The organism is Hyphomicrobium sp. D-2 (assembly GCF_029872155.1).
Taxonomy (GTDB): Bacteria; Pseudomonadota; Alphaproteobacteria; order Rhizobiales; family Hyphomicrobiaceae; genus Hyphomicrobium_A.
In genome coordinates this window covers 164,965-182,215 of the sequence record NZ_JARXLA010000002.1, presented here as the reverse complement: position 1 = coordinate 182,215, position 17,251 = coordinate 164,965, and the positions used below count along the sequence as shown (strand labels likewise).

Annotated in this window: 11 protein-coding genes; 3 read left to right on the top strand and 8 right to left on the bottom strand. The window is 58.1% G+C overall.

All coding sequences use genetic code 11. The features are described from left to right. Positions 1-12 precede the first annotated feature (12 nt). The 5 genes from QEZ49_RS02705 to QEZ49_RS02685 form a co-directional block, all read right to left on the bottom strand. Complete coding sequence (locus tag QEZ49_RS02705; RefSeq protein ID WP_280383980.1) at positions 13-2,139, bottom strand: glycosyltransferase; 2,127 nt, start codon at positions 2,137-2,139, stop codon at positions 13-15. Between the two features lie 21 nt (positions 2,140-2,160). Continuing rightward, positions 2,161-3,045, bottom strand: coding sequence for a glycosyltransferase family 25 protein (locus QEZ49_RS02700; RefSeq protein ID WP_280383978.1), 885 nt, complete (start codon positions 3,043-3,045; stop codon positions 2,161-2,163). Positions 3,046-3,514: 469 nt separating this feature from the next. Then, complete coding sequence (locus tag QEZ49_RS02695) at positions 3,515-4,423, bottom strand: hypothetical protein (protein WP_280383976.1); 909 nt, start codon at positions 4,421-4,423, stop codon at positions 3,515-3,517. 124 nt (positions 4,424-4,547) lie between these two features. After that, positions 4,548-6,572: a hypothetical protein gene (locus tag QEZ49_RS02690; RefSeq protein ID WP_280383974.1), complete on the bottom strand. Its 2,025-nt coding sequence runs from the start codon at positions 6,570-6,572 to the stop codon at positions 4,548-4,550. Then, entirely contained in the window at positions 6,545-9,031 is a 2,487-nt protein-coding gene (locus tag QEZ49_RS02685) for a hypothetical protein (RefSeq protein WP_280383972.1), read from the bottom strand. The genes QEZ49_RS02690 and QEZ49_RS02685 overlap by 28 nt, the downstream gene beginning before the upstream one ends. A gap of 154 nt (positions 9,032-9,185) precedes the next feature. Between QEZ49_RS02685 and QEZ49_RS02680 the strand changes: the two genes are divergently transcribed. Further along, entirely contained in the window at positions 9,186-9,536 is a 351-nt protein-coding gene (locus tag QEZ49_RS02680; protein ID WP_280383969.1) for a hypothetical protein, read from the top strand. 560 nt (positions 9,537-10,096) lie between these two features. On the opposite strand, the gene QEZ49_RS02675 is transcribed toward QEZ49_RS02680, so the two are convergent. The 3 genes from QEZ49_RS02675 to cas3 all read right to left on the bottom strand — a co-directional run bounded on the left by QEZ49_RS02675 (position 10,097) and on the right by cas3 (position 14,795). Continuing rightward, positions 10,097-10,750 carry a class I SAM-dependent methyltransferase gene (locus QEZ49_RS02675; protein WP_280383967.1) on the bottom strand — a complete coding sequence of 218 codons (654 nt, stop codon included), beginning with the start codon at positions 10,748-10,750 and terminating at the stop codon, positions 10,097-10,099. A gap of 271 nt (positions 10,751-11,021) precedes the next feature. Beyond that, positions 11,022-11,690, bottom strand: a complete 669-nt coding sequence (locus QEZ49_RS02670) for a hypothetical protein (RefSeq protein WP_280383965.1) — start codon at positions 11,688-11,690, stop codon at positions 11,022-11,024. 504 nt (positions 11,691-12,194) lie between these two features. Continuing rightward, positions 12,195-14,795 carry a CRISPR-associated helicase Cas3' gene (gene cas3 / locus QEZ49_RS02665; RefSeq protein ID WP_280383963.1) on the bottom strand — a complete coding sequence of 867 codons (2,601 nt, stop codon included), beginning with the start codon at positions 14,793-14,795 and terminating at the stop codon, positions 12,195-12,197. Positions 14,796-14,871: 76 nt separating this feature from the next. Between cas3 and QEZ49_RS02660 the strand changes: the two genes are divergently transcribed. Beyond that, positions 14,872-15,801 carry a hypothetical protein gene (locus QEZ49_RS02660; RefSeq protein ID WP_280383961.1) on the top strand — a complete coding sequence of 310 codons (930 nt, stop codon included), beginning with the start codon at positions 14,872-14,874 and terminating at the stop codon, positions 15,799-15,801. Between the two features lie 675 nt (positions 15,802-16,476). Beyond that, positions 16,477-17,031 carry a type I-E CRISPR-associated protein Cse2/CasB gene (gene casB, locus QEZ49_RS02655; RefSeq protein ID WP_280383960.1) on the top strand — a complete coding sequence of 185 codons (555 nt, stop codon included), beginning with the start codon at positions 16,477-16,479 and terminating at the stop codon, positions 17,029-17,031. Positions 17,032-17,251 lie beyond the last annotated feature (220 nt).

Here is a 17,251-nt window from a genome sequence, read left to right as displayed (position 1 = left end):
AACCCGCCATTTTCATCGCAATGACCGTGACAGATGGCGCATGATACGTACGGCCGCGCGCTGCTTCAGGTTTAACGGCGCACCCGCGCGCGCAAACGAGGCCACTCGGGTCTCGATCTTCCGAAGATCCTTTGATCGGTTAAGGTGGGCGGTTCTTTCGCAAGGCTGATCGGCAAAAAAAGACTCGCCCAGATACATGTACTCGCCGATGAACTCCCAGACATGCGGCGGAATGCTGTCCGCCCGCATCGCACCGAATACGCGCGCGTTTGCCCTTGCAGTGCCAAGCGACATCGCTTCCGACCAGCGTGCTGACAGCGCCTCACTGTGTCGCCGGTAGCGCCACAAAACCTCCGGAACAACACGCACCTGCCAGCTCTGCCGAAAATAGCGCAGCCAGAACTCCCAGTCCTCGGCCTCTCCGCCAACCAGCTCGCTGTTATATCCGATGTCGCGAAACACCTCGGTTACGCCAAGCACTGTGTTTTTCAGGTCGTTCCACAGCCCGTGCGAAAAGTGCTGATAGATGCACGGCCCCCGGATGCCAGATTGCGTGCCAAACAGTTCGTACCAGCCGTGCACGCACCGCGTGCCTTCATCATAATTTGCCGATAGTGCCTCTCGGGAGGCTGCAATAAACCGGGGCTCTAGAAGGTCATCCGCATCAACGAAAGCAAACAGCGGCGTACGACAGGCCTCAAGAAGACGATTGCGCGTTGCCGCCAGACCGCGCCAGGGCAGATGTATGACGCGCACACCCTTCATCTGGACTGCGGCATTTAACGTGGCCTGAGCCGCACTGGATCGGCTGCCGTCATCGCCAACGACGATGTCCGCCGCCTGCACATCCTGTCGATGAATCGATTCTATCGTTTCAAGAAGATATGCCTGCGGCTCGTGGGCAGGAATGAGAACCGAAACGGGCGCATCAGCCCATTGGTTTGTCGTGACGACCATCGCCGCTTTGGGCGGGCTGCACAGGCGTTCATACGCATCACAGTACGAAGTCGGCGCCGTCCGGCTGCGCGCATATGCACGCACATCGTCCGCATACAGCGACCACGACCGATCCAACTGTTCCAGCGTAACAGCGCCAGCGTCTGGCTCTCTATCGTCAATCGTGAAATGAGATCTCAGATCTTCAGGTATGAATTCTGCCTGAGCCGATCCCGCAAGAGCCAACGGACGAGCACCACACAGCAAGCCTTCAACAAACGCGTAACAGAATGTCTCCGGTCTCGACATATTGAGCATCGTGTGGTGCTCGCCTATCCGCCGCAGAGCTACATCACGCGGAAGCTTGCCGGTAAAGTGCACCCGTTCCGGTGCAACCATCAGAGAGCGACGAATTTCCTGGGAAAGTAGCGATGGCGTCCTATCCTTGCTGTGCAAGGTACCCACAAAATCAACATTCCAGCCGGGGTCCGTGGTCTCCAGCGTATTTGCGACGCGAACAAAACCCGCCAATCCTTTGAAGGCGGAAACGGTGCCATAATATAGCAGCGTCTTATGATGACCCTTTTGCCCAATCTCTCGTAGCGGCAGATTTCCCAGCGGCTCCGGCACAATCGCGATGCGCTCCCGCTGCACCGTATGCACGTCTGCCAGCGCACGGGATGCCGCCTGCGATGGACACACGACCAGATCCGCCAGCTGCAGGCAGTGATGCTCAAGATTGATGCGCTGAAACCACGAGCGGGATGTGAAGCTCGCGCTGTTCCTCGCGATGGCATATGTCAGGCCATGATTGAACACCACAATCCTGCATTTTCGTAATGCCGCATCCACGTTCCGCCGTTGCAGAAGGCAGTACAGCGGTGCCTTCCAATCAGTTCCTTCGATAATGTCGAACGCAAAGCGGCGCTGGAGATCGAGAGTCCATTCGGCAACCGCGTGCGATACCGCTAAGTCCGGATCAATCCCATCGAGATTTCCGGTGGACAGCAACGGGTCCGGATATGTGTGCAGACAATAGTTCTTCTGCTGCTCAGACGTGCTTATCGGCGCATCGCTCCGCCAGGTCAGAACGTGGCATTCATGCCCCCTCGCCGCTAACGCCGCCGTCGCTTCACCGACGTACGTTGCGATTCCGCCACCGCCGCTCTCAGGAACTTCTGGACTAATGTAGAGAATGCGCATCGAGCTAACCCACCGGATCCGTTACAGCGCCTGCTCATTTGGTCTGACCAGTACGTGCGGAGCGGTCGCTCGGATCTTCCACCGCCCGGCGCGAACACCGATGTTTTCAATGAGGCACCGCACCCAACAGAAAAATCCGAGACGCCGAATATTGAACATCGCGCTATGTGGCGTATGAAACAGACTGCCGCACGGGTACTGCAGCGTCGGCCGATGCACACCGCGACGACGCCGCGAGCGCTCGCCATATTCCAGCACCGCTGACTTGTAGAGTCCGCTATGGCCAATAAGCCGCGGAACAACGCCGTAAACATTCGTCCCAAAAGCCCATGGCTGCCGCAGGTCGGTGTCTACCGGCCATTCCCGCAGGCAACGTGTCAGAAACTTTTTTGCGCCAGCAGCACTCATCAGGTAGCCAACTGCGCCGCTGGGAATGCGGGAATAGCAAACAAGCTGCCGCCCCTGCACAAGCCGTCCAATCGATTTGAATGCGTGACTGGGATCGGTTCCAAGTTGAACGACATCCCAATCAGTCGGCAACGTACTGAGTATCTCAGCGACGTCGCGCGACAATGAACGCGGCAGCGTCGCGTCATCCTCTACGATAAGTCCGTAAGGCAGCCCGCGCGCGATAATCTGTTGCGTCGCCAGAAGATGACTGGCGTAACAACCTATCTCGCCATCGCTCAGCTTCGAAGTCATACGCCCGTGTTCGAGAAAATACGTCCGCATGGCAACAGGCACGTTGCGACCGTCGACCGCCACGATCCGATGAGCAGAAATGTGTGCACCCGCCAACTCTGCTTCAATGAAGCGTCGGCGCTCGGTGTCTTTGTCGCGATTGATGAAGAACGTCGGGACGGATTCGACCACCGCCAACGGCGGTCGCTGAGACATGCAGTTCATTGCGCGTACTCCGATTTGAATCGACGACAGTGAATTACGCCGATGCCACTAATCGCTACGGGTACGCATCAAAATGAATGGGGCGAAGCTACGCGCCATGCGTCGCTGCACCACTGTTGGTGCTAATTTGACGGCGCGACAGCGTCAAAGCCGATCTCCGTACCAATACGCACCAGCGTGCGTTGACCGTACGTTTGGGTACGCTGAAACGCGTTAGCGACTTTGAAGTCGCCAAAGCTCCATTGAATCTGGATGGTCGCAACACCGCACCGATCACACATTGGCGAGCTGGCGGTTTGACACGATGCTTGCGCGGCTCGTCCCAAAAATGCCGCTGCTAGCCCTCGCAAAAGGTGCTCGCGTGCGGGTTCATTGGATTGCCGCGGTGGTCATTGCGATTCTGGGATCTCTAGCGCATACAATCTGGTGACCTGCGCCGCGCCGACACAGCTTCGGCTACTCCAGAACGCTATTGTTCGCGCACAACAGTTGTCGTCAGCGCATCCAGGAATATTTTCTTTTTGTAATCGCCATACACGCCACTCACCCCGCAATCGAATGAAGTCGCTCCCATTGCGCACAGGCGCTTGATTTCCTCCACTGCAAGCATGACGCCATAGCCATATCGACTGCGTCGCATGGCGGCGATGTTAACGCCAGAGTGCGAGCGGCCATCGGACACGGCGAGTTGCACAGCTTTGCATGCTCCATCGGCATTGTGGATCAGTGCCGATACTGTAAACCAGCTGTACGGAACACGCGGATGGTTCTCAATCGCGCCGCGCCAGCATGCATCGCCAGAGTGATGATAGCGCGGATCCTTTAGCGTGTCGTACCAGCGCGCAAATCGTGCTTCGTTGCCCTGCAACGTCATGTGCTCCAGGCGACAGTTGAGCAGCGCTGCCGCCCCCGAATAGGTTTCCCGCGATGGAAAATGATCTCTGGGACGCGCGCTGACAGATGAGCAGCGCTGCAAATAACCATCAAATGTCGTCAGCCTCAGCAGCCAGAATGGCAAAGGTTCAGTCTTCGCCGTACGCAGCGCAACAGCCTCCGCGCTGCTGGTAAAATGCGCAAATGGCGACCATTCGTTCAAGGCGCGGGGCGCATAAACGTCGACACGACCGTCGTTCTCCTCGACGATCATTGTTTCGCAAAATCGTTCTATGTCCCAGGAGAAATGCCAGGCACCGCATGCCGGCTGAAGGCGTTCACGTACAATAAGACCAATCGCCTCCCGCACCGGCAGCGTTCGAGGACGCCGACTAAGCGCTCCAGTGCGTGGCGACCATTTTAACGCGTGCAACAAACTTGCCGACCACACCGTGGAAGCGACGCTGGCATGCGCCGATGCGAATGTTTTGCGCACGCGCCCCATGGGCATAAGGTTCCTGCGTATCGCTAAATCACCGAGCTTATTGCAACCGACCGGGCGGCCTTTCTTACGGCCCGCCCGGGCTCATCTCTTCATAAACTCTATTTCCGTTGGTCCTCGCATACTCTTACCAGGTGAGCTGCGCGCCGGCTCGTCCACCCACGGTATTGCTGGTGCCATGGCCCGCGTAGTCCTTCTCATGGACACTCACACCGACAGCACCTGAAACCGCCAGCCGATCACCAGTGCCGAGTAGATCGTAGCCGAGCACACCGATTGCGCTAAGACCGAGAGCGACGTTCTCTTCCCAGTAGGCAATGTTGCCAGCAATTCCGAACGTTTCGCCGGCGATGAGGTCCGGGTTCTCCAGCGCCATGGCAATCGCGACACCACCGCCGAGCTCGCCGAGCGCGCTGTAGATCTGCCCCCCATCGGTCGCCAGATGCCCGTTAGCGTCGGACGTCACGACCTCAAGCGGACCGGACTGCCGCGACTTGCTGAGACCGGACGTTATGCCCGGCGTTGTGTATGTCGTGGACCCGTTCTTGGCGCCAAGTGAAACCTCGTTCGAGAACTCCGATTGCGCGCCATAACCGATCGCCGTCGAGTTCGTGTGATTGGATGCAACTTGCGCATCGCGTCCGATGGCGCTGGAGTTTTGTGCCGCCGCCCGGGCATTCGTTCCCACAGAAAGCGAGTTCGATGCGGTTATGTTGTTACCTGCGTTAGTGCCAATCGCGATGTTGCTGGATCCCACCACATCGTTGCCAGCGTTGGCGCCGCTCGACTGATTATCGAACCCGGCGACGTTGTTTCCAGATCCGATACCCGACGTCTGATTGCCGACGCCAAGAACCGAGTTGCCGGAAAGCGATCCCGTTGCTTGGTTCGCGAAGCCAGCGACGCCGTTGCCGACACCGATGCCTGAAGCAATATTGCCTATGCCGAAAACGTCGTTACCTGAGAAAGCGCCCGACGCCTGGTTTGAAAAGCCTATGACCTCATTGCCTGCTTCAAGTCCGCTGGCACTGTTGTTCACGCCGATCACTGCGTTGCCCGATTCCATGCCTGAAGCCTGATTTCCGACACCCAGCACAGCATTGCCGACATTGTTGCCAAAAGCCTGATTGTCAGCCCCAATCACAAAGTTGCCGCTCTCGTTACCCGAGGCCTGGTTGTTTACGCCAGCCACAAAGTTTCCACTTGCGTTGCCCGCTGCCTGATTGTTGACACCGACCACCGCGTTGCCGCTTTCATTGCCTGTGGCCTGGTTATTCAAGCCGGCAACAAGGTTGCCCGACCTGTTGCCGAACGCGCGATTGTTTTCACCAGCTACAAAGTTTCCGCTGTCGGTGCCGCTTGCCTGATTGCCTTCGCCGAGAACGAAGTTACCGACGCGCTCGCCGGTCGCCTGATTGTTCAAACCAACAACGAAGTTGCCTGCCTGTATGCCGCGGGCAAGGTTCCCTGCACCAAGGACGAAGTTACCGGAGTCCGTGCCCGCGGCCTGGTTATCGCGCCCTAGTACGAAGTTGCCGACGGTGTCGCCAAATGCCTGATTGTTGGCGCCCGCTACAAAGTTGCCGGCGTCGGTGCCGCTAGCCTGATTGCCATCGCCGACGACGAAGTTGCCGACGCGCAACCCGCTACCCTGGTTGTTATCGCCGACGACGCCATTGCCACTTTCTGTGCCGTTTGATTGATTGCCATTACCGAACACCGCGTTACCGACGAGCGTCCCGTTGCCGATGTTGCCATCGCCAATCACAAGATTACCCGTCCCAACACCGGACGACTGATTGCCATCACCGAACACAAGGTTACCCGATCCCGTGCCGCCAGTTTGGTTGTCGCTACCGACCACGATATTGCCGGAACCATCACCGTTCGCGGTATTTCGATCGCCGACAACCACATTGCCCGACAGCGTTCCGGTTGCATTGTTGTCGTTGCCAACCACCACGTTTCCGGACAGGAACGAATTGGCACTGTTGCGGTCGCCGATGACGACGTTCCCGGATCCGTCTCCGAACACCTTGTTGTTGTCACCGACCACAATGTTGCCGGAACCATCACCGATCGCCTTGTTGGCGTCGCCGTCCACGATGTTTCCTGAGAAGTTTCCTATGGCGATGTTGTGATCACCAAACACCAGGTTTCCTGAACCAACACCCGACGATTGATTTGCATCGCCATCCACGGCATTGCCCGAAAACGCGCCGCTGGTTTGGTTGTTGCTACCAAACACGCCGTTACCTGAGACCAGCCCTGCTGCCTGATTGTTGTCGCCCTGGACGATGTTACCAACGCCGGTGCCCGACGCCTGATTTCCGTCGCCGCCCACCAGGTTGCCGCTGCCAAGCCCAGAAGCCTGGTTGCCCGTGCCTCGACAAGATTGCCCGAGAAAGAACCTGCAGCCTGGTTGAAATCGCCGCTGACGAAGTTGCCACTGGCAAACCCTGCCGCCTGATTACCAAGGCCGGCGACCACGTTGCCGGAGAACGATCCGTCAGACTGGTTGAAGTCACCATCGACGCCATTACCCGAGCATAAGCCGGCAGCCTGATTGCCCGTACCCTCAACGATGTTGCCCGAGAACGAACCTGCGGCCTGATTGAAATCGCCGCTGACGAAGTTGCCGCTGTCAAACCCTGCCGCCTGATTACCAAGGCCGGCGACCACGTTGCCGGAGAACGATCCGTCAGACTGGTTGAAGTCACCATCGACGCCGTTGCCGGAGCCAAAGCCGGCAGCCTGATTGCCGGTACCCTCGACTACGTTGCCGCTGAGAACACCGTTCGCGACGTTACCGGAACCGGTCACACCATTGCCGGACAGCACACCGATCGCGGTATTGAAATTACCGTTGACGAAGTTGCCGGAAAGAAACCCAACGGCGGTATTGCCGCTCGATCCTACGACATTGCCGGAACCGAAACCGACCGCCGTGTTTGCATCGCCTTCAACGTCGTTACCCGACAGCGTTCCGAACGCGCTGTTCGCCGATCCGCTGACAAGGTTGCCGGAACCCGAACCAACCACATTATTGAAGCTGGCGCCGTTCCCGTAGCCGTTGCCGGAAAAATCTCCAATCACAACGTTGTTGGCCACATCATTGCCGCCGCCGTTGCCGGAGACGTTGCCGATGATCGTATTGTCGTTGAAGTTTGTGCCATTGAGCGTGCCGGACGCATCTCCCATCACCGTATTGTTGGTGTAGTTCGCGCCGTTACCCAGCCCGGACAGATTACCGAAGATGGTATTGTCGGCAAAGTTTGCGCCGTTCCCGGTGCCCGACAGGTTGCCAAAGATCGTATTGCCGGTGACGCTGCCCAGATTGGCGCTGCCTGATCCGTCCCCGACAATGAAATTCTTCGACACCGTTGTGGCGCCGCCGGCCAAACCGTTGCCAGAAGCCGAACCGTTACCGAACACGACATTGTCACTCACAGTGGCGGCACCACCGGGAACGCCGTTGCCGCTGCCGGAGAGATTGCCGAACAGAAGGTTGTGCGTCACCGTTGCGTCGCCGCTTCCGGCCGCGTTCGTGCCGTTGAGACTTCCCGATCCCTGACCGTTGATCCAGTTGTCCGAAACTACGGCTTTGCCACCGAGAGTACCGGTGCCGTTCAAGCTGCCGGAAGTATCGCCGGTGATGAAATTGTTGCTGACTTCAGCCTCACCCAAACCCGCCAGCCCGGTGCCGTTGCTGGAACCGGAACTATCGCCGGTAATGATGTTGCCCGCGATTAAAGCCTGCCCGCCCGTGCCGCCGGTTCCGTTCAACGATCCCGAGCCGCCACCGTTAATCGTGTTCCCGGTGATGGTCGCGCTGGCGTTGCCGACCTCGGCGCTGCCGTTTCCGCTTGCAGAGTTGTCGCCGTTGACGGTGTTGTCCCACACCTTCGAAAACGCCGTGCCACCAGCACCAACCGCCAGCGAACCGTCACCGGTTGCCGAACCGTTGCCGTGCACGTCGTTGTTCTGCAGATCAGCGGTGGCGTTACCTGCGCCCGCCAGTACCGATCCATTATTCGCGCCCGCGCCATCGCCGCTGAATTCGTTATTCACAATCACGGCATTTGCGTTGCCAGTCCCCAGGAACACACCGCCATTACCAGAACCGGCCCCGTCGCCGTTGAAGAAGTTGTTGCGCAGATCCGCTGTCGCAGTGCTGTTCGCGCCTACGCCGACAAAGCCATTGCGGCTGCCAGAGTTCGGCCCATAGATGACGTTGTTGGATAGATTGGCTGTCGCCGTACCGGCACCGGCAAAGATGCTGCCATTGCTGTTAAGCGAGGTTGCGCCATCAACGTAGTTGCTTCGCATGATGGCGGTCGCATTGCCTGCGCCAGCAGTGATGCGACCATTGTCGCTGCCTGCATTCGTTCCGAGGATGGTGTTGTCGGTGATGACGGCCGTCGCCGTGCCCCCCAACGACGAGTTGCCGTTGTTGCGAACCGCTCCACTGCCGCCGATGATGTTGTCGACGAGCGTCGCCGATCCGTTGCCTGAAACTCCAGCGTTTCCGTTGTCACGACCGGCATTGCTGCCGTTGACGAAGTTTCCGACAATGACGCTGTTACCGGCTCCGGCGAGAGCATGTGCCATTGTTGCGCAGTGAATCGTTAAATCCTGCACCAACAGTGTTGAACTGGAGCTGCGCCCCCGCGCCCAGCGCTCCCTGACCGTTCTCGCGCAGATTGTTCGAGCCTGGTGCCGTATTGTCGGTACAGACGATAGATCCGATAAAAGGACCGTTGTTTTGTCCGCCGCCGGCGCCGAATACGTTGTTGGAACCGCCGCCGCCGCAGTTCGCAGCAAGAGCGGCAGTTGGTGCCATCAGGCTCACAACCGATGTGAATGCGATAGCACTGACAGTGGAAAGAAGATGCGCTTTGATATGCGGCATCGCGCTGAAAACAGCGTGCATTTCGTCCATCCCCCAAATAAAAATCCAGCAAAGACTAGGCATGCCAAGGAAATGGCGCCGGAATTCGCACAAAAACTGAATGTGCGTTTCTATTTAGCAGAACCAAATACTGCTGCATTGTGCGACATCGAACAAACAGCGGCACGTTATGGCATCTACTATTCGGCAACCAATTTTTATTGAGGTTATTAAATTCATTTTGCGAACAGCAACTCGAAACCTTCAACTGGGCCAACGGCAGCTTGTTAAGTAGAAAATCAGCAACAACAACATGATCCCTCCAACAACGTTGCATGTGACTGTTTTTATTGTTGTTTGCTAGCTCCCATCGTGAATTTTCGCACGCTAAAACAAGCTATGCCGACCTGGATAGCACCAACAATCGACCGTACTCAAACGCACAAAAAATAATTGATTTTTGGTACGGCACCGTACGCCCCAACGCTGCAATTCTTCGTTTTTCAATTACAGAGACGACTCAACGTTATTCAACTCAATCCGGTGACCTTAAGCGGGCGAGCCTTGGCCATTAGAGCGAGCTGTAAATTATCGAATATGCTTTTTGCTGCCAGGCATTCAAATGCCTTTGCCATCGCGCACGTTCACGCAACGCGCGTCATCTTTCAGCGAGAACTCGGCGTCTCAATATATCGCCACCGGCACGCGATTTTGTAAGGGCGAGAAGAGCGGCGGGGCAAGAACCCAATACTGACGCCCGGGTGCGGGGCTTTTCAGTGTAGGCGTCAAACCTTCCGACAAAGGAACGTCACCAGCCAGTCTCGCGGCGGATTGCGGAAGTCAAACGGCTTCCCGTTCATGTCGATTGTCTCGATCACCTCGAATCCAGCCTGCTGCAACTGGCGCACCTGGAAATCTGGATAGACGTAATAGAGGAAGACATCGGCGCGTTTGTCTGTCAGTTGAACCCAACCACGAGTCCGCAATTCAACGGGATCGAGGTGAGCATTCCGTGCCTGTGCTTCGGCATCGTCGAACGGGAAGGCATGCAGCGAGTGCGTCGAAAAAAAGAACAAGCCCTCATCGTCAAGCACAGCGTGAACCTCGCTCAAAATCTTCTGCCTGTCCTCGTGACCAACGCTGTCCAATCCAGCAAATGCGAACAGCACGAGGTCAAATTGCGCGACACCCAGATGGCGCAGATCGCGGGCATCACCGACAGAGAACGCTTCTTTGCAGAACGGAAAGCGTGCCCGGCACGCTTCAATCATGGGAGCCGAGTAGTCGAGACCGATATAGGTCCGGCATTCGCCCATAAGATGCAGGCTTGTTCGTCCACCGCCGACACCGATGTCGAGGACGCGTGCGTCCTTGATGAGCAGGTGCATAGGTTCGGAAAACAACTTCCTCGCCGGCATTAAGGTGCGAACGGCTAGCATAATCAGCAACGGCCTCAGGCGACAGCGCAACCCGATAGTTCTGGTCCTCAGCAAGCCGCATCTGACCACCTTCCAGGCGGGAAATATGTACGCAGGCTACCAAGTCATCGGTCATCTCTCCACGCCGCAGTCGGTCGGAAACCGTACCGACGCCGACGCAACCTCGCTCTCGTGATGCATCGCGCGCAGAAGTTGCGCTGACCCGTTGCTCTAACACCCGCCGAACATTTATCAGCGCAACCGAGCGCGGATCGACCGCACATTACGTTGGTCAATTTCGCGGGAACTTACCTTTGGCCAAAGGCTTTGCAGGCTGTCGTTCCGCAGCTGCCGGTGCATTTGCCGTAGCTTTTGGACGTTGCGCCGTTTTTGCGGCAGGCGCCTGCATATCGACGATAATGGCCGAGAGACACCACTGCTTGTTGACCTGCTCGAAACCGATATCGAACAATACGCGTTCGGGACGGGTATCGATGTATCCGGTCATCCGCAGCATACCATTTGGCTGCACCGCTGCTGGGCGCACAAGCTTCGGATCAAAAAAAAGGATCGGCGAAAAATCGATGTTGCGATTACGCAGGTTCGCGAAAATCTCACTCAGGCGAGCGTCTGTGTTCGATGCCTGGAACTGCGGCGTGCCCAAATCACGCAACACCGAATAGTTTCCCGTGCGGTTCGCTTGGCTTAGCGCGATCAACGTCGTGCGGATCAGCATGTTAAGCTTATAGGCGTCGGGATTTGTTGTCGCGCTTTCTGCGTTAGCACTGGGCGCTATCGGCCCCAGCGCCAGAAACATGTGCAACGGATACGCAGACAACAGCATGGATAGTGTCAACGCAGCTTGATTTTTGCGCACTTCACATCCCCTGGCATTGAGAACGATCCGATACTTTTGACATGCGCGAGCTTCAGCAATCGACAAGTCTTCCAACATGAGCATCGCAGCGCCTTAGCCAAAATTCAAGGTCATCCCATCCACTCAGGCCCCTGCGTTCCGCATCGAACCGCAGACGCAGCCCGCCTGTCAGACCACTAACTTCGACAACAGCCGGATGCGGTTGACGGGCTGAGCCAACTTGAAATCCCTGCCGGCATTCGCCCACAAAGACATTAATCTGCAAACAGAATATATTCAGAGAATGTTGCCGCAATTTCCGCAGTCACCGCCTAGATCGGAGCAACTTTGAGATTACCTGGCGCGTAGGCGGGATCGAATACATCCCCGCCGAAGAACAAAACCTTCGGCAACGTCATGCAACCGCCGCACCATATCTGGTTGATAAATCCGTTCAGAGAGCTCCACGGAAAATTTACGTCATCGCGATGGAGCACCACAGCGTCAGCATCGACGATAGGTCGTTCTGCCAACCCGCTGTTCGGCGAGCATCGCTACTCAACCAGGAAACTGTGTACGATGATGCGCCTTCGCCACGGAACAATTCGTTTACGGCTTTAGCTTCCGAAGACCGAGCGCGTCATAGCAAAACCGATGACTGCCCAAATTAAATTTGAGCGCGGCACCACCGTCAGGCATGATTTGCGGCACCAAATCGGCGCTCAGATCGACACCAGGCAGCCAGCGACTGGGTATGGTCAGGACGCGAATTTCGTGGCCAAACGGCCCTATCGTGCCCTCAGGCATAGGGACCAGAACGTCGTCAGCGCCGAGGCGTGTCCCAGTTCGTTCATCCATTGGAAACGCGAGATCGATCTGGCCAGAGAAGCCCCGCTTCCAAGGCAGCAATACGTGTTGGGCGAGATAGGTATCGGCCACCTTCTGCCCGTCGCTCCGTTCACCCGCGCCGCGCCACGCAGGGTTCACCTTCTCAAGCTCGCAGGTCAGGGCTTCGAGCGCGTGAGGATGGGTTGCCTGCTCCACAAGCGTTCGGTTCATCTGCGCAATTGTCCAGGTGGGGTTGTCGCGAACCAGACGCCGGGTCGCCTCCAGCATGACCAGATCGCGATAGGGTCCATGGCCGCCCCCCATTCCGAACTGCGCCTGCGAAAGCAGCGGGGCAAGATCATCGGGGCTGAGCACCACGAGCCGTGGCGCCTCGAAACCTGCAGGCCGAGCGTTCTTGGCATGGCGGTGCAGGCGACCGATACGCTGCAGCAATACGTCGGCGGGGCACAGATCGGTGATCATGAAATCGGCACAGATGTCGAGGCTTTGCTCCAGGGTCTGTGTTCCGATCAGCACCAACCCCTTCGTGCCTCGTGCCTCCTGCATTTGTACGCCGATGATTGCATCAAGTAGCTCGCGATCCTCGCGCGCGAAGCGACCGTGGTGCAGCGTCGGCACGCCCTCACACCGAAAGAGCGCCGGATGGTTTGGCGCGAGTGCGAACAACGCTTCGGCGGTCGCGACGGCGGCGTGCTGAAGGTTGCGAATAACGAGTACCTTGGCGCCTTTCTCAGCCGCTTCTAGCGCGAGGCGCGCAATCGCCACCGGGTCGCCAATACGCGGATCGAGGTTAAGTGTAATCTGCTTTGTCCGGCCAGAGCCGTCGAAGTGTTTTGGCTCTGGATCCTGTGAAGTCGAGATCGCCGGGTAGTGAGCACTCGAGAGCTCGGCCAACGACTGGTCGTCGTTTGATGTAAGCCCGAGAAGTCTATGGCGCGCGGTGGAGCCAAGCGTTGCCGATAGCAACAGTGCGTGACCACCCGCGCTGGTGTGCTGGTCTAATAGCGATACAAGCAGCCGCTCCATGTAGACGTCTGAGGCATGTACTTCGTCCACAACGAGCAGATGCCGAAGCAGGCTGGACGAGCGCATGTGAGCGTGCCGTGCCTGGATTGCGCCGAGCAGCGCTTGATCTATAGTTCCGACCGAGATGGTGCCGGCAAGAAACCTTTTTGGGTGTTCAGCCGCCCAACGTTCCCGCCGCAAATTTGCATCAGGGCCGTCGTCCCACTGCACATCAAAATCAGGCAGCGTCTTATAGCCAACGCCATCCGATTTGGCGTAGCCCGGCACGGCCAGAATAACGCTGGGACGAGCACCGCTCGGAAAGATGCGCTGTACTGCTTCTCGGATGCGTTCTTCTATACTTTTTGCGGCCACGCGCGTCGGCAAGGCGAAGTAGAGCCCATCGACCTCGCCGCGCTCGAACAGGCGCGCGAAGCGGTAAAGCGCGGCCTCAGTCTTGCCGGAGCCGGTCTCTGCTTCAAGAATGACAACCTGCCCTTCAACATCGCCAACCGCTTTCTGAATGGGACGCGGCTCGTGCTCCGATACACTTGCGAACGACACGGCAGGTAGTGCTTTGCGCTTAGCGGCGGGATCGAAACCGTATGCGGCGAGAAGCTGCGGCGCTATCGCGCGCGCGTTTGCAATGCGCGCCATGCCGTCCGTCGCAGGTGCGATATAGAGCGGAAATGCATTGGCATCGGAGCCGATCCAATCCGCCAGCATCACAAACCCCGACACCGCATGCCAGAAGCGCGGCGCATCCGGCAGCGGCTGATCGTCGGATTTGAACGCTTCGGAAAACCAGTCATTGCGGATGGCCTGTGCCAGCGGCGCGAGCGCGGCGATCGGATCGTAGTTGGCAAGCGGGGCCCAGAGCGAGGCGACCTGGTTCTGGCCGTCACCGTCGATTAGTTGCTGCGAAATGGGGCGGCCATGATGCGCCGCCACGGCGCGGATAGCAGCTTCCCCCGCACCCCACGCTGCCAACTCCTCGAACATCAGTGTTGCGGCGAGGCGCGAGGCCAGATCCGGCTGGTAAGCTGAATAGAGCAGCCCAAGCCCCGGAAGAACATGCCCCACCGCCGGCGCCTTTGGATCGCGCCGGGCCTGGAAACCGTGATTGGCCTTGCCAAAGTCGTGCAGTGCCACGTGGGCGCAGAGCCTCGATCGCCAGATCGGGGGGAAGTTGCCTCGGTCCGCGAGCGCTGCGAGGCGACGTGTAACTAGCGGAATCTGCAACACCGCTTCGAACACCGCCGCAACATCAGCAGAGTGATCGACCAGCGACAACCACTTTCGCCCAGGAAAATCCGTCTCTGCTCTTTCGAGCTTTGCCCACAGTTTGTTTATCATTTGTTCTTGATCCCGCGCAAGTTGTACTATCCAATCTCCTCTAGTGAGCACAAGAAGATTACGTCCTGGGGGCCGCATGGATGAGAAAAGCGGAATTTTCGGCAACCTGCTTAGAAACAACGTTATCCGGGCCTGCGGTCGGGATCGCGAGATCCAGTCGGTTACTCTGCCCCAGTTACTCGCCCTTCTGATTGCCGATGAAATCGAAAGCCTGCCGGCCCTCCGGCCCCACCAGCGCTACCCGCTGCATTGCTTTCTTGCCCAGGTCGGCGCCATGGCATTGTTGGCCGCAGGCGAGAGCACACTGCCGCGTGATGCAGCCAATTGGCGCGATTTGTTGCGCGGCCTGACGCCAGATTTTCCGAATGAGGAGCCGTGGGCTCTTGTTGTGGATGACCTTTCCAAGCCGGCTTTGCTGCAACCACCCGTTCCAGAAGTCACTTGGGAAGCACTGAAGGAAACCGAGGTTACGCCCGACAGCCTCGACATGCTCGTAACCTCGAAGAACCACGACCTGAAGGCGGCTCGGCTGGAGCGCGCAGCCGCTGAGCAATGGTTGTATGCGCTGATCACACTTCAGACTTTCGAGGGGTTTCTTGGGCGCGGCAACTACGGCATTTCGCGCATGAACGGAGGGTTTGCGTCACGTGCCTTCATCGGCCTAGCCCCCGCCACGGGCGGCTGGGGCGCGCACATTGCGCGCGACATTCACAGGCTTGTTGATCACCGTGCCGAGATCATTGCGGATGACACGCTCCACAAACCAGCAGGCGGATGCCGGCTGCTGTGGCTTGAGCCTTGGGATGGCCAAACCTCTTTCGATCCTCGACAGCTCGACCCCTATTACGTCGAGATATGCCGTCGGGTGCGGTTGCGAAATGAAAACAACCGCATCGTGGCGCGGCTCGAGCGACGCGGCGCGCATCAACCAACCCAAAGCCAAACACCAGGGCAAAGACTTCACGCTGCCCACCGGCGATCCATGGACTCCGATCGAGAAGGATAGCGGCAAGCCCCTGACGCTGGACGGCTCGGGTTTTCACTATCGCCGCATCGTGAACCTGCTCGATAGCCAGAAGTTCATTCCAGCACCGCTGCAAACAGTTTTCGACGCCGACACGAAAGGCCCCATGCAGATGGTCTTTGCGGCGGTCGTACGGGGGCAAGGCGAGACACAAGGCTATCACGAGCGACGCATCGCCATCCCCGAGCGGCTGCGGCCGGCTTTCATGCGGAACGCTTCAACAGGCGACAGCGATATGGCGCGCGTTGCCAGAGACCGCGTTGATGCCGTTTCCAAAATAGCTTCAACAGCTCTGCGGCCTGCTCTCTTCGCGCTCTATCAGGCAGCTGCTGAGAACATCGACTTCAAGGATCCGAAGGCCAAAGCGAAAGCGGAAACGTTTCTCAATCAGTTCGAGAGTGCCGTTGATGAAGACTTTTTCGACCACCTGTTTGATGAGGTTTCCGAACCGACAGGTTCGGCTGCGGCCAACGAATACCGCAGGCGCTGGATTGAAGAGTGCCTCTGGCCACGCGCGCGCAACGAACTCGCCGCGGCCGAGGTCGGGTCGCCATTCAGCGGCGTGCGCTGCTATCGGGCCCGTGGTGCCGCGAAGGCTAAACTTGATGGCGCAATCGTCAAAGCATTTCCCGATCTCCTGAAACGGAAACCAGCAGCATGACAGACGAAATCATTGACGATGAAACGCAGACGTCATCGACAAGCGAAGCTGGCAAGCAGCCGCCCCTGCTCGAACGCATCGCGACCGAATTTCGCCGGCTCAACGCTGCCGCAGCCACGGGCGATCTGGCCGCCCTGCGCAGAATGAACGGCTATGCCGTTCCACCGGCAGCGTTCTACCGCATCATGTCCCGCGCCAACGCGCCTGAGATGGGGCCTGAAACCGTCCGCCGCTGGGCGCGCGTCGTCGCAATCATGGCGCAGCGGCCAGATGCATTGCGCGCGTCCGGCTTAGGGAGAACGCTCAAGGACATTGGCCTCAGTGAGCAAAGGCTCGACATGCTGCTGCATGCGCGCGGACCTGCCCTCTACGAACTTGCCCAGCGCACAGCCGTGCGCATAGCACGAAGCCACGAATATCTGCCATACCGCGATCTTTGCCTGATGGTACTGTACGAGACAGATCGCCAAACAGACGACGTTCGCATCGGCATAGCGCAATCTTATCTGCGCGCGAACAGCAATTCGTCGGCCAACGGACCAACGATCTGAACTCCTGCCTGCCCCGTATTTTTCCAACCGTTATTGGCCATGAAGGATTGACCACTCAATGAGCCCCGCGCCGCGTTTCCTGCAGATCCATTTCCTAACCTCCTATCCCGCAACGCTGCTTAATCGCGACGACAGCGGGCTGGCAAAACGCTTGCCCTTCGGAGCAAACACCAGCCGCACACGCATCTCGTCGCAATGCCTGAAACGCCATTGGCGCATG

Bases quoted from the DNA above. Each gene is read 5' to 3' on its own strand.
- QEZ49_RS02705 (WP_280383980.1), bottom strand. From the start codon at position 2,139: ATGCGCATTCTCTACATTAGTCCAGAAGTTCCTGAGAGCGGCGGTGGC.
- QEZ49_RS02700 (WP_280383978.1), bottom strand. From the start codon at position 3,045: ATGAACTGCATGTCTCAGCGACCGCCGTTGGCGGTGGTCGAATCCGTC.
- QEZ49_RS02695 (WP_280383976.1), bottom strand. From the start codon at position 4,423: ATGGGGCGCGTGCGCAAAACATTCGCATCGGCGCATGCCAGCGTCGCT.
- QEZ49_RS02685 (WP_280383972.1), bottom strand. From the start codon at position 9,031: ATGGCACATGCTCTCGCCGGAGCCGGTAACAGCGTCATTGTCGGAAAC.
- QEZ49_RS02675 (WP_280383967.1), bottom strand. From the start codon at position 10,750: ATGCTAGCCGTTCGCACCTTAATGCCGGCGAGGAAGTTGTTTTCCGAA.
- QEZ49_RS02670 (WP_280383965.1), bottom strand. From the start codon at position 11,690: ATGCTCATGTTGGAAGACTTGTCGATTGCTGAAGCTCGCGCATGTCAA.
- cas3 (WP_280383963.1), bottom strand. From the start codon at position 14,795: ATGATAAACAAACTGTGGGCAAAGCTCGAAAGAGCAGAGACGGATTTT.
- QEZ49_RS02660 (WP_280383961.1), top strand. From the start codon at position 14,872: ATGGATGAGAAAAGCGGAATTTTCGGCAACCTGCTTAGAAACAACGTT.
- casB (WP_280383960.1), top strand. From the start codon at position 16,477: ATGACAGACGAAATCATTGACGATGAAACGCAGACGTCATCGACAAGC.